Consider the following 12,720-nt stretch of genomic DNA (forward strand, 5'->3'; position numbering starts at 1 on the left):
TGATGGGAGGGCAACGCGATGTTCAAGGTCTACGGCGATTACCGTTCGGGCAACTGCTACAAGGTCAAGCTGATGCTGCATCTGCTGGGCGAGGCGTACCAGTGGATTGACGTCGATATCCTCAAGGGCGAGACGCAGAGCGAAGCCTTCCTGGCCAAGAACCCCAACGGCAAGATCCCGGTGCTGGAGCTGGAAGACGGCACCTGCCTGTGGGAGTCCAACGCCATCCTCAACTTCCTCGCCGATGGCAGCGAGTTCCTGCCCAGCGAGCCGCGGCTGCGTACCCAGGTGCTGCAGTGGCAGTTCTTCGAGCAGTACAGCCACGAGCCCTATGTCGCGGTGGCGCGCTTCATCCAGCTTTATCAGGGCTTGCCCGAAGCCCGCCGTGAGGAGCACGCACGCTGCCTGAGCGGCGGCTACAAGGCGCTCAAGGTGATGGAGAAGCAGCTCGAACGCACGCCCTATCTGGTTGGCGAACAGTACTCCATCGCCGATATCGCCCTGTATGCCTACACCCATGTGGCGGACGAGGGCGGCTTCAGCCTCGACGCCTTCCCGGCCATACGCGCCTGGGTCGATCGCGTTGCCAGCCATCCGCGTCACGTCACCCTGCTGGGCTGAGCAGCCTGAAAAGGCTGGCAGGTGAGCCGGCCTCGACTAGAGTTTGGCGGTAACCGTACGAGGGAGCCGCCATGTCGGATGGAAATCGCAAGCTGGGGCTGGGATCGCTGACCGCGCTGGTGGTGGGTTCGATGGTCGGTGGCGGGATCTTCTCGCTGCCGCAGAACATCGCTGCGCGGGCTGATGTGGGCGCGGTGCTGATCGGCTGGGGCATCACTGCGGTGGGCATGCTGGCTTTGGCCTTCGTGTTCCAGAGCCTGGCCAATCGCAAGCCGGAGCTGGACGGCGGCGTGTACGTCTATGCCAAGGCCGGTCTTGGCGACTACATGGGGTTCTCCTCGGCCTGGGGCTACTGGATCAGCGCCTGGCTGGGCAATGTCGGTTACTTCGTGCTGCTGTTCTCGACCCTGGGTTACTTCTTTCCGGTTTTCGGCGAGGGCAATACGCCGCTGGCGATTGGCTGCGCGTCGGTGCTGCTGTGGTGCGTGCACGCTCTGGTGCTGCGCGGGATCAAGGAGGCGGCGCTGATCAACCTGATCACCACCGTCGCCAAGCTGGTGCCTATCCTGCTGTTCATCGTCATCGTTGCGCTGGCCTTCGATCGCGACATCTTCACCCGCGATATCTGGGGCCGCAGCAATCCGCAGTTCGGCAGCGTACTGGAGCAGGTGCGAAACATGATGCTGGTGACGGTATTCGTGTTCATCGGTATCGAAGGGGCGAGCGTGTATTCGGCGCGGGCCGAGCGTCGTAGCGACGTGGGCAAGGCCACGGTGATCGGTTTTCTCGGCGTGCTGGCGCTGCTGATGCTGGTCAACCTGTTGTCGTTGGGGGTGATGAGCCAGCCCGAGCTGGCGGCGCTGCAGAATCCCTCCATGGCCGGCGTGCTGGAGCATGTGGTGGGGCGCTGGGGGGCGATCTTCATCAGTATCGGTCTGGCGGTTTCGCTACTCGGCGCCTTGCTGTCCTGGGCATTGCTGTGCGCCGAAATCCTCTTCGTCTCGGCCAGGGACGGCACCATGCCGGCCTTTTTGCGCAAGGAGAACGCCAACCAGGTGCCGGCCAATGCGCTGTGGCTGACCAATGCGATGATTCAGCTGTTTCTGCTGGTCATCCTGTTCGCCCAGGGCACTTACCTATCGCTGATCTACCTGGCGTCGTCGATGATCCTTGTGCCCTATCTGTGGTCGTCGGTCTATGCACTGCTGTTGGTGCTGCGCGGCGACAGCTACGAGGGGCAGCCCGGCACGCGTCGCAAGGACCTGCTGGTCGGCCTGCTGGCCACGCTCTATGCCATCTGGCTGCTGTATGCCGGCGGGGTAAAGTATCTGCTGCTGTCGGCGCTGCTCTACGCGCCGGGCGTGCTGCTGTTCCACAAGGCCAAGCGGGAGCTGGGGCAGGCGGTTTTCAGGCACTTTGAATGGCTGATCTTCATCGCGGTGCTGCTGACCGCGCTGCTGGCGGGTTATGGCTTGTATAGCGGGCATCTGAGTTTGTAAGTGGGGTTGGAGGATGCAGGCTGGAGGTGGATAATCGCTATTCGCATTCTTCTGGCTCTCTTGTCCTGCCATGCGCAAACGGCTGCATACCGCCCTTGTCTGTCTGCTGATACTGGCTCTGCCGATTCAAGCCATGGCCGCGTTCGGCCTGCAGCTTTGCCAGCAGGTGCATGGCAGCGCTGCGCTGCACGGGATGGTCGATCATGGCGCTCAGCATGGTGCGACGATGGCTGCCGAAAAGCCAAAACCTGCCACGCATCATCCGGCCAGTGCCACCGTCTGCAGCCTCTGCGCCTTCTGCGTCAGTGCCGTGGTAATCAGCCAGCCCTTCGCTCACGCCGAGCCGATGCGCCTTGCGCAGCCGCCTGGCTCATCGAACGAGCGCCTTGTCTCCATCGTGCCGGACACGCCCGAGCGTCCGCCGCGTCTCTCTTTCGTCTGATCGAACACCTTTACACACGGCAGCATCTGGCTGGCCGTGCGCGCCTGGTTGCGCGCTAACGATACGAATGATTGGAGATGGATAGATGAAAAGAGCTTCTTACACCGTGCCAGCCCTGCTGCTCGCAACACTGCTCAGCGCGGTGCAGGCCTAGGCCCACGAGGACAGTCACGCCGGCCATGGCGCCATGAACATGATGCAGCACGCCCCGCAGCAGAAGCCCTGGGGCATCGCCGGGCAGGCCGACAAGGTCGATCGCAGCGTGGAGATTCGTATGGACGACAGCATGCGCTTCACCCCCGAGAGGCTGCAGGTCAAGCAGGGTGAGACCATCCGCTTCGTCCATCGCAATGAGGGCGAGCTGATGCACGAGTTCGTTCTGGGAACACGGCAAACCCTGGACGAGCATGCCGCCGAGATGCTCAAGGCACCGGGCATGGCGCACGGTGAGGCGTACATGGCGCACGTCGCGCCAGCGCAGCAGGGTGAGATGATCTGGACGTTCAATCAAGCTGGCGAATTCGAATTCGCGTGCCTGATCGCCGGGCACTACCAGGCGGGTATGCGCGGCAGCATCGAGGTGCTGGCTGAGTAAGGCGGGGGTAGGGGATGGCCGCGACTCAGGACGAGTCGCGGCCAGACGCTGGATCAGTTCAGCGCGTCGGTCAGGCCCTTGGCAGGTACCAGCTTGACCACTTTCTTGGCCGCGATTTCGATGCTCTTGCCGGTCTGCGGGTTGCGGCCGGTGCGGGCCGGACGCTCGCTCACCTTCAGTTTGCCGATACCCGGCAGGGTGATCTCACCATCATTTTCCAGCGCGTCGCCGACAATTTCGCCCAACTGATCGATCAGGGTGCGGACAGTGGCTTTCGGCAGGGATACGGCCTCGGCCAGGTCGCTGATCAGTTGGTCTTTGGTGATTGCCATGATGTAACTCCGTTTGCAGGTGAGAGGTTCGGCGCGCCAGGCAAGGCCTGCACAGCCGAAAACGTGGGAAAGCTAGCACAAAAGATAGGGCTCGGCTGCGCCGCAGCAGGCACTTCCGATAGGGCTTAGTGTCGCATCGGCCCTTGTGGTTCCGGCGTGCGACCAAAAAACGCATCGGCCTGGTTGTGGTGCCGAGCATGGCTCGCTATCGAGCCGGTCGCACAGGCTGGTCTGAGCCAATCATTGTTCTTGCAGCCAGACGGCGACTTGGCAAGGCTCGACTAAGCTTCTGAAACCTGCCCATTGTTGGAGTGCCATCATGTTGCGCGCATTCGCCGATTTAGGGTTTCGCTGGAAAATCGCTCTGCCGATTCTATTGTTGGCTGCCTTGCTGGTTACCATGGGTGCGCTGGGCATGCGTGGTATCACCCAGGTTGCCGAATCCAGCACCACGCTGACGAATCGTCATTTGCCGGCAATCAGCCTGCTGCTCAATGCAGACCGTGATCTTTATCAAGCCTTCATTGCCGAGCGCAGTTTGCTCGACGAAGACTCCGACGCGCATGCGGCGGAGCTTCGCGCCTCCCATGCGGAGAACCTGCAGCAAGCCTACGACCGGGTGCACGAATTCGCCGCAATGCAGCCGAGTAAAGAGGCGCTGGCGCTGGTGGCGGAATTCGATCGTGGTTATGAGCGCTGGAAAGCGACTTCTCTGCGCGTATTGGAAATGGCCGACAGCGATCCTAACGCAGCCAGTAGGCTGAGTTTCGCTGACAGCGAAGTGCATTTCGAACAAGCGCGTACCGCTATCGATAAGCTGGGTGAACTCGAAGACAGCGCCGCCAACGCTGTCGGCACCGAAGCCATTGCGCACGGTGAGGCTCTGGCCTGGCAGCAGGGACTTATCATCGCCATCGGCCTGCTGGTCTGCGTGGCACTGGTGGTCGGCTTTCCGCTATTGGTGACCCGGCCCTTGCACAGCCTACTCCACCGCATCGAGCAAATCGCGGATGGCGATGGCGACCTGCGGGTGCGTCTGGATGTGCTGTCCAGAGATGAACTGGGCAAGCTCAGCCATGCCTTCAACCGTTTTCTCGACAAGCTGCAGCCTTTGATCAGGGAAGTCGGGCGGGTAACCGGTGAAGTGGCTGATTCGGCCAAGAGCCTGGCGGGAATGGCGGCGGCCAACGACCGGCTGATCAGCAGCGAGCATGCTGCGGTGGATCAGGTCAGCACCGCAGCGACAGAAATGAGCGTGGCGGTGCATGAAGTCGCGCGCAACGCGCAGAGTGCCGCCGATGCCGCGCGGCATGCCGAGGTGCAGTCTCGCGAGGGAGCGCAGGTGGTCGGCGTGACCATCAACTCGATCCGTCAACTGGCGCAGGAAGTGGAAAGCGCCTCCGACACCATTCAGACCCTGGAGCAGGAAACTGCCAACATCGGCGCAGTGCTGGCGGTTATCAAAGGCATCGCCGAACAGACCAACCTGCTGGCGCTCAATGCGGCCATCGAGGCGGCGCGCGCGGGGGAGCAGGGCCGCGGTTTCGCCGTGGTGGCTGACGAAGTGCGGGCGCTGGCCGCGCGTACTCAGGACTCGACAAAGGATATCCAGCAAATGATCGAGCGCCTGCAGGTCGGTGTGCAGAATGCGGTCAAGGCTACGCATTCGGGTAGCGCCCGGGCGCGGCAGAGCGTCGAGCAGGCAGCTGGAGTGGACCAGGCACTGAGCGTGACCGGTGATTCGGTGCAGCGGATCAACGACATGGCTGCGCAGATTGCCACGGCCTGCGAGGAGCAGAGCAGCGTCACCGAGGAGATCGCGCGCAACATCAGCGACATCCGCGACCTCTCCAACGAGGCGGCGCAGACTTCCGAACAAAGCACGCGGGCCAGTCAGCACCTGTCCGAGTTGTCCCTTGGCCTGGCCCAATTGGTGGGCCGTTTCCGCGTTTGAGGTGAGCGACTTGCGTATCTAAGTGTTTGAAGCAGTTGTAAGTTTACGTTTAGTCGTTACAATGGCGCGGCCCATCGCAATGGTGGGCAGCGTTATGGTGGCCCTGCCGGTCCCCTCGCATTGATCAGCCGTGAACCCGGTCAGGCCCGGAAGGGAGCAGCCGCAGCGGTGACATCGAGTGCCGGGGTGTGGCTGGTAGGGTCCACCTCCAGTTTTCCGGGCGTTTGCCAGCTTCCTGATTCCCTCTTTTTCAAGTCGCATATCGCGTCGAGCGTTTTCCTGCGTGCAAGAAAAAGCCCGCGCAATGGCGCGGGCTTTGATCTTTGGGCGGAATTAGGCGATGCGGTAGTTCAACACGCTGTCCTGTTCCTTGAGCGTCTTGCGCAGGTCGGCGGGAATATTGCCGGCGCGTAGGGCCAACTCAAGGCGAATCTCTTCCAGGCTCTGGGCGAAGGCGCTCTGGTCGTCGACTTGAAGTTTGGCCAGGACTCGGCTGTATACGGTGCTGTCGCTCTCGTCGAGCAGGGCGAGGATGATGCTGCCGTCCGGGCGTGGTGAGCTGAAGCTGGCACGCAGCGGGTTGAACAGGTGATCGACGAGTTGCTGGTTGGTGAGTTCCAAATATCCCACTCCATCCTGATGGTTGGTCACCTTCGACCTCGGGATGGTGGATTGGTTCAGGCCGTGAGCGACTGGCGGGTACGCTCGATCACCTGTTGCAGCGAGTCGTCGTTGTACTGGCCGGGATACAGGCGCTGGCTGTACTGGGCAATGCCGGTCTTGTCGACCAAGGTAAAGCTGAAGCTGCCCTTGCGCGTTGCCTGAATACGGCAGTCGAAAGGTGCGAAGGCGTGGGTCAGCGTGCTGATGGCTTTCTGGATCTGATGTTGAGTATTCATGTTGTTAGGTTTTCCTTAAAACGGTGTGCGCATCGATGCGCGCTTTGCTCCATGAGGTCGGCCGAAAAGCGGCCTGCTAGGTAAACCATTCGGAGCTTTATGGGCACGATAAAGTTCCATTGTTACGGTTCTTCGGCGTGGTCGGTACGTCGGAGGCAGGCAGAGAAACAGCGCCGATAAGTGGCGAGTCGGCCTGGTCAGTCAGCAGGTGGGATCGGGGAGGGCGGCAGCGCAGGGTGCGCTAGACGTTGAACCGGGAAACCAGCGAGGAGGCGCTACGGCCTTTTTGACTTACAGCGTGGTACGAACGGCGCGAATGATACGCCATTGTTCAAGAATTGACCAGTGCTATTTGCCGAGCTCATGCCCGGCCGCCTTGGGGCTCGGATGGCGGATGCAATTTGCCGGTTGCTCCGCTAGGATTAGCCCACTTTTGCTTTCTTCACATGACGGTTTTCCATGAGTTATCAGGTTCTTGCACGTAAATGGCGTCCGCGCTCGTTCCGCGAAATGGTCGGCCAGACCCATGTGCTCAAAGCCCTGATCAACGCCCTGGACAGCCAGCGCCTGCACCACGCCTACCTGTTCACCGGGACCCGTGGTGTCGGCAAGACCACTATCGCGCGAATCATCGCCAAGTGCCTCAACTGTGAAACCGGTATCAGCTCCACGCCCTGCGGTACCTGCTCGGTATGCCGGGAGATCGACGAGGGGCGCTTCGTCGACCTGATCGAAGTGGACGCCGCCAGCCGCACCAAGGTCGAGGATACCCGCGAGCTGCTCGACAACGTGCAGTACTCGCCGAGTCGTGGCCGCTTCAAGGTCTACCTGATCGACGAAGTGCACATGCTCTCTACCAGCTCCTTCAACGCGCTGTTGAAGACCCTGGAAGAGCCGCCGCCTCACGTGAAGTTCCTCCTGGCCACCACCGATCCGCAGAAGCTGCCGGTCACCGTGTTGTCGCGCTGCCTGCAGTTCTCGCTGAAGAACATGCCGCCGGAGCGTGTGGTCGAGCACCTGACTCATGTTCTGACCGCCGAGAGCGTACCCTTCGAGGACGATGCGTTGTGGCTGCTCGGCCGCGCTGCCGATGGCTCGATGCGTGACGCCATGAGCCTGACTGACCAGGCCATCGCCTTTGGTGAAGGCAAGGTGCTGGCCGCCGATGTGCGCGCCATGCTTGGCACGCTGGATCACGGACAGGTCTACGGCGTGCTGCATGCGCTGATAGAAGGTGATGCGCGGGCGTTGATCGAGGCAGTGCGTCATCTGGCCGAGCAAGGGCCTGACTGGAACGGCGTGCTGGCGGAAATGCTCAACGTGCTGCACCGCGTGGCCATCGCCCAGGCCTTGCCGGAGGCCGTGGACAACGGCCAGGGTGATCGCGAGCGCGTGTTGCAGCTGGCTCAGGCGCTGCCGGCCGAAGACGTGCAGTTCTATTATCAGATGGGCCTGATCGGTCGTCGTGACTTGCCCCTCGCGCCCGAACCGCGCGGCGGCTTCGAGATGGTCCTGCTACGGATGCTGGCTTTCCGTCCGGGCGGTGCCGATGACGCGCCAAAGGTCACGCTAAAGCCCTTGGGGATCAGCCAGGCCACTGCTGATTCCCAACAGAACCCAGTGGCCGGCACCGCTATGCCGGCTCCCGTGGTTTCTGCTCCAGCTGCTGTCGCCGCTGTACCTGTTCAGGCGCCTGTCGCTGCGCCGGCTGTTGAGCCCGGTCCCGTCGCTGCGGTTGCGAGCGCCGAGCCTGTGGTGAGTGAGTCGGCGCCGAGTATTGCATTACCTGCAGCGCCAGCTGTCAGCCTGTCGCAAGAGCCAGAGCCAGAGCCAGAGCCAGAGCCAGAGCCAGAGCCAGAGCCAGAGCCAGAGCCAGAGCCAGCCGCTCCTGCGCAGGTCGTCGATGTGCCCTGGGCAACGGCCGAGGTGCCGGAGCCAGCCGTTGCTCCCGCTCAGCCTGTTGTCGCGCCGCAGCCAGAACCCGTTGCGCTGCCAACTGCGGCCGTTGTCGAGGCGGCTGCGAGCGAGGCCGTGCCGCTGGTGGTGGAAGCCGATGGCGGTGACGACGAACCACCACCTGGCGACTACGACTACGTTGAAATGGACGCCGAAACGCTCGATTACGACTTCGGCCAGCCCGAGGCCGAAACGCCTGTGATCGAAGAGCCCCTGCCGGCCGCCAAGCCCGCTACCGGCCTGGCGGCAGAATGGCTGTCGCTGTTCCCGCAGCTTGGTCTGGGCGGCATGACCGGCAGCATCGCCGCCAACTGCACGCTGATCGAGGCCAATGGCGACGACTGGCTGCTGCACCTGGACCCGGCACACAGCGCGCTGTTCAACACCACGCAGCAGCGTCGTCTCAATGAAGCGCTGAACCAGCAGCAGGGCCGCAGCATCAAATTGCGTATCGAACTGTGCAAACCTGAGCAGGAAACCCCGGCACAGGCTGCGGCGCGCCGCCGCGCCGAACGCCAGCGCAGTGCCGAGGCCTCGATCCAGGCCGACCCGCTGGTACAGCAGATGATTCAGCAGTTCGCCGCCAAGGTGCGCGACGACAGCATCGAACCGATCGACACGCCCAGCTAGGTCGTTTTCACGACGGCCAGCACGCATTAGTTTTCAATGACTTGTTAACCCCGAACGCCGAGGATACCGACATGATGAAAGGTGGCATGGCAGGCCTGATGAAGCAGGCCCAGCAGATGCAGGAAAAAATGCAGAAGATGCAGGAAGAGCTGGCCAATGCCGAAGTCACCGGCCAGTCCGGTGCCGGCCTGGTGAGCGTGGTGATGACCGGTCGCCACGACGTCAAGCGCATCACTCTGGACGACAGCCTGATGCAGGAAGACAAGGAAGTGCTGGAAGATCTGATCGCTGCTGCCGTCAATGACGCGGTGCGCAAGGTCGAGCAGAACAGCCAGGAAAAGATGTCCGGCATGACGGCGGGGATGCAGCTTCCCCCCGGCTTCAAAATGCCCTTCTGACAGGCCTTGTGCCGCCCAGTCGACGCACATGGCTGCGTTGCCGGCGGACTCGGAATCCTCATGTGCTCCAGCACACTGCGGTTCCTCGTCCGCCCGCGCCTTACCCTGTACGCCGCCTGATCGCCACTCTTACGGAGTCGATCGTGCAGATGAGGCTGAAGACGATCCGTTTCGGTGTGTAGCCCGGATGCAATCCGGGTCGCTTGTATGCCCTGTTTCCCCGGATTGCATCCGGGCCATCAACCTGTAGGAACGCCATGAGCTTCAGCCCCCTGATTCGCCAGTTGATCGACTCCCTGCGCATCCTGCCCGGTGTGGGGCAGAAGACGGCGCAACGCATGGCGCTGCAGTTGCTCGAGCGCGATCGCAGTGGCGGGCAGCGTCTGGCGCAGGCGTTGAATGCGGCGATGGAGGGGGTGGGGCACTGCAAGCGCTGCCGCAGCCTGAGCGAAGATGAGCTGTGCCAGCTTTGCCTGGACGAGCGCCGCGACGACAGCCTGTTGTGCGTGGTAGAAGGTCCAATGGATGTGCATGCGGTGGAGCAGACCGGCTATCGCGGTCGCTACTTCGTGCTCAAGGGGCACCTCTCGCCGCTCGACGGCCTGGGGCCGGAAGCCATTGGCATTCCCGAGTTGCTCGAACGCATCGATGCAGGTGCGTTCAGCGAAGTGATCCTCGCCACCAATCCCACGGTGGAAGGCGAGGCGACAGCGCACTACATCGCCCAGATTCTTGCGGGCAAGGGCCTGGTCGCCTCGCGTATCGCTCATGGCATGCCGCTGGGTGGCGAACTGGAGCTGGTCGACGGCGGCACGCTGGCGCACGCCTTGGCCGGTCGGCGCCCGATCAGCCTGTAAGCATAGTCCAGCCGCACCTGTGGTTGGGCTGGCGCTTACTTGAGGCCGCTGAATTGTGGGGCGTTTTCTCGATAATGGATCAACGCATCGACCAAGCGTTCGGCCTGTTCGCGCTCAGCCAGGCGGAACGTGCGCAACGTTGTGCCGTCCAGGTGCTGTAAGCGAACCAGATAATCGTCGCGTTGCTGGTATAGCACCACCGGCCCCAGGCTATTGAAGTAGATGCGCTCGCCGATGTCGCTCGGCGTGCTGGCCTCGCCCTGCTCGCGAAAGCCCAGGTAACGGCTGTCCAGGTACAGGGCATCGGGGTGGGTGATCTCTTTCTGCTGCAGCGCAGCAGTGTGTATCGCTTCGTAGGCCTGCGCCTCGGAGAGCGGTTGCGCCCGGTAGTCCAGGTTCGCGGCGCAACCGGCCAGCAAGCAGGCAATCAGTGCAATCCGGATAATTTGCATGGTGCATCTCCTCGGCAGTCGCATGGCGTCGACGACCATCTGCTGCCAAGATGGCGCCTCATCCCCGGATACGGTACTCCCGTGATCGCTGCTTCCCTGCGCCGTGCTTGCCTATGGCTCCTTCTAGGGGCGCCTTGCACTGCCTTCGCCCAATGTCCGACTGGCCAGATGCAGATATGCCTGGGTTCGTGCATCTGCATTCCCGACCCGATACGCATGCGCGAGGACGGTCTGAATCTGGCTTCGGCGCGCCTGGAGGCCTGGCTGCTGCAATCGCGCCAGGCCACGTTGAATGCCGGAACCGAATCCATGCCGCTGATGATTCGTGCGCAGCTCTCGTCTTTTTACGACAGCGAGCTGCTGGACGGGGTTCGTTTTCGCGCCGGCATGACCGAGGAAATGGATGCTGCCAGCGTCCTGCTGCAGAACCCGGATGTACAGGCCGTGACACTGGTCGACGTCGTGGTTTTCCGCAGTCGCGAGGCGGCCGAGGGCGATGCATCGCTCTGGGCGCATGAGCTTTGGCATGTGCAGCAATACCGCGAATGGGGCACGGCCGAATTCGCCCGCCGCTACACACGCGACTTTAATTCGGTGGAGGAACCTGCCTATGCGATGCAGGCGCGGGTGAGAAGGGCGCTGCAAGAGTGAGTTAAAACGCTCGCTTGAATACCAAGCAAGCGCTAGGTTAGGGTGGCCAAAACAATAACGGGAGTTACCCGCATGGCCGCCCCTCAGTCGTATTTCGATGAGTCTCACCAACTGGTTCGCGATTCCGTCCGGCGTTTCGTCGAGCGTGAAATCCTGTCGCATATCGACGAATGGGAGGAGGCCGAGGAATTCCCGCGCGAGCTCTATCTCAAGGCAGGTGCCGCGGGCATTCTCGGTATCGGCTACCCCGAGCAGTATGGCGGCAGTCATGAGGGTGACGTGTTCGCCAAGGTTGCGGCCAGCGAGGAACTGATGCGCAGTGGCTCGGGCGGACTGGTGGCCGGGCTCGGCTCGCTGGATATCGGCTTGCCGCCCATCGTCAAGTGGGCCAGGCCCGCCGTGCGCGAGCGCGTGGTGCCGCGGGTGCTGGCTGGCGAGAAAATCATGGCGCTGGCGGTGACCGAGCCTTCCGGCGGCTCTGACGTAGCGAATCTCAAGACTCGTGCGGTGCGCGAAGGCGACCACTACCGTATCAACGGCAGCAAGACCTTCATCACCAGCGGCGTGCGTGCCGATTACTACACGGTGGCGGTGCGTACCGGTGGTGAGGGCTTTGGCGGCGTCAGCCTATTGCTGGTGGAGAAGGGCACTCCGGGTTTCACCGTTGGTCGCAAACTGAAGAAGATGGGCTGGTGGGCGTCCGACACGGCCGAGCTCTTCTTCGATGAGTGCAAGGTGCCAGTGGACAACCTGATCGGTGTGGAGAACGCCGGCTTCGCCTGCATCATGGCCAACTTCCAGAGCGAGCGCCTGAGCCTGGCGATCATGGCCAACATGACCGCGCAACTGGCGCTGGAAGAGTCAATGAAGTGGGCGCGCGAGCGCCAGGCGTTCGGCAAGCCGGTGGGCAAGTTTCAGGTGCTCAAGCACCGCCTGGCCGAGATGGCCACGCAGCTCGAAGTCTCCCGTGAGTTCACCTATCGTCAGGCCGCGCAGATGGCGGCCGGCAGAAGCGTGATCAAGGAGATCTCCATGGCCAAGAACTTTGCGACCGATATCGCCGACCGCCTCACCTACGATGCAGTGCAGATCATGGGTGGCATGGGTTACATGCGCGAATCGTTGGTCGAGCGCCTGTACCGCGACAATCGAATCCTCTCCATTGGCGGCGGCACGCGGGAGATCATGAACGAGATCATTTCGAAGCAGATGGGGCTGTAGAAACGGCATCTGGGCCTTTATGGCGCGAAAGCCTGGTCGAACGCCTGTACCGCGACAACCGCATTGTTTCCATCGGCGGTGGCACGCGGGAGATCATGAACGAGATCATTGCCAAGCAGATGGGGTTGTAGCTGCTGGCGTAGGAGGGGCTTCAGCCGCGATTAGCCTAAACGAGACGAAAAAGCTCGCCGCTGAAGCGCCTCCCACGGAAAT

14 protein-coding genes and 1 other RNA gene are annotated in these 12,720 nt (G+C 62.2%); 11 read left to right on the forward strand and 4 right to left on the reverse strand.

The features are described from left to right. The first annotated feature begins 18 nt into the window (after positions 1-18). From P3C50_RS03010 to P3C50_RS03025, 4 genes are all read left to right on the forward strand, one after another. Entirely contained in the window at positions 19-621 is a 603-nt protein-coding gene (locus P3C50_RS03010) for a glutathione S-transferase family protein (protein ID WP_275544827.1), read from the forward strand. Between the two features lie 71 nt (positions 622-692). Continuing rightward, complete coding sequence (arcD, locus tag P3C50_RS03015; RefSeq protein WP_275544828.1) at positions 693-2,120, forward strand: arginine-ornithine antiporter; 1,428 nt, start codon at positions 693-695, stop codon at positions 2,118-2,120. Positions 2,121-2,190: 70 nt separating this feature from the next. Next, a complete protein-coding gene (locus P3C50_RS03020) occupies positions 2,191-2,562 on the forward strand; it encodes a hypothetical protein (protein WP_275544829.1) in 372 nt (123 codons plus the stop codon). Positions 2,563-2,755: 193 nt separating this feature from the next. Then, positions 2,756-3,157, forward strand: coding sequence for a cupredoxin domain-containing protein (locus P3C50_RS03025; protein ID WP_275544830.1), 402 nt, complete (start codon positions 2,756-2,758; stop codon positions 3,155-3,157). A 53-nt stretch (positions 3,158-3,210) separates the two neighbouring features. On the opposite strand, the gene P3C50_RS03030 is transcribed toward P3C50_RS03025, so the two are convergent. Further along, the gene (locus P3C50_RS03030; RefSeq protein WP_197859434.1) at positions 3,211-3,489 is read right to left on the reverse strand and encodes an HU family DNA-binding protein; all 279 of its coding nucleotides are present in this window, start codon (positions 3,487-3,489) and stop codon (positions 3,211-3,213) included. A gap of 319 nt (positions 3,490-3,808) precedes the next feature. Here P3C50_RS03030 and P3C50_RS03035 point away from each other — a divergent pair, with 319 nt between their 5' ends. Further along, positions 3,809-5,443: a methyl-accepting chemotaxis protein gene (locus P3C50_RS03035; RefSeq protein WP_275544831.1), complete on the forward strand. Its 1,635-nt coding sequence runs from the start codon at positions 3,809-3,811 to the stop codon at positions 5,441-5,443. Positions 5,444-5,547: 104 nt separating this feature from the next. Next, an RNA gene (gene ffs / locus P3C50_RS03040) (signal recognition particle sRNA small type) lies at positions 5,548-5,644 on the forward strand. Positions 5,645-5,776: 132 nt separating this feature from the next. Here ffs and P3C50_RS03045 read toward each other — a convergent pair. Together P3C50_RS03045 and P3C50_RS03050 are read right to left on the reverse strand one after the other, a co-directional pair. Beyond that, positions 5,777-6,064, reverse strand: a complete 288-nt coding sequence (locus P3C50_RS03045; protein ID WP_197859472.1) for a DUF3509 domain-containing protein — start codon at positions 6,062-6,064, stop codon at positions 5,777-5,779. 56 nt (positions 6,065-6,120) lie between these two features. After that, positions 6,121-6,342, reverse strand: coding sequence for a hypothetical protein (locus P3C50_RS03050; RefSeq protein ID WP_197859471.1), 222 nt, complete (start codon positions 6,340-6,342; stop codon positions 6,121-6,123). Positions 6,343-6,801: 459 nt separating this feature from the next. On the opposite strand from P3C50_RS03050, the gene dnaX reads away from it, so the two are divergent. The 3 genes from dnaX to recR all read left to right on the forward strand — a co-directional run bounded on the left by dnaX (position 6,802) and on the right by recR (position 10,183). Beyond that, positions 6,802-8,928 carry a DNA polymerase III subunit gamma/tau gene (dnaX, locus tag P3C50_RS03055; protein ID WP_275544832.1) on the forward strand — a complete coding sequence of 709 codons (2,127 nt, stop codon included), beginning with the start codon at positions 6,802-6,804 and terminating at the stop codon, positions 8,926-8,928. 71 nt (positions 8,929-8,999) lie between these two features. Continuing rightward, a complete protein-coding gene (locus P3C50_RS03060; RefSeq protein ID WP_003460931.1) occupies positions 9,000-9,326 on the forward strand; it encodes a YbaB/EbfC family nucleoid-associated protein in 327 nt (108 codons plus the stop codon). 257 nt (positions 9,327-9,583) lie between these two features. Beyond that, on the forward strand, positions 9,584-10,183 hold the full coding sequence (gene recR / locus P3C50_RS03065) for a recombination mediator RecR (protein ID WP_197859469.1): 600 nt from the start codon (positions 9,584-9,586) through the stop codon (positions 10,181-10,183). 35 nt (positions 10,184-10,218) lie between these two features. On the opposite strand, the gene P3C50_RS03070 is transcribed toward recR, so the two are convergent. Then, positions 10,219-10,635, reverse strand: coding sequence for a hypothetical protein (locus tag P3C50_RS03070; protein ID WP_275544833.1), 417 nt, complete (start codon positions 10,633-10,635; stop codon positions 10,219-10,221). 216 nt (positions 10,636-10,851) lie between these two features. Between P3C50_RS03070 and P3C50_RS03075 the strand changes: the two genes are divergently transcribed. Together P3C50_RS03075 and P3C50_RS03080 are read left to right on the forward strand one after the other, a co-directional pair. Beyond that, complete coding sequence (locus tag P3C50_RS03075) at positions 10,852-11,286, forward strand: DUF4157 domain-containing protein (RefSeq protein ID WP_275544834.1); 435 nt, start codon at positions 10,852-10,854, stop codon at positions 11,284-11,286. Between the two features lie 72 nt (positions 11,287-11,358). Next, positions 11,359-12,507, forward strand: a complete 1,149-nt coding sequence (locus tag P3C50_RS03080) for an acyl-CoA dehydrogenase family protein (protein ID WP_275544835.1) — start codon at positions 11,359-11,361, stop codon at positions 12,505-12,507. Positions 12,508-12,720 lie beyond the last annotated feature (213 nt).

Origin of the sequence: Pseudomonas sp. Marseille-Q0931, from assembly GCF_940789645.1 — a bacterium.
Taxonomy (GTDB): Bacteria; Pseudomonadota; Gammaproteobacteria; order Pseudomonadales; family Pseudomonadaceae; genus Aquipseudomonas.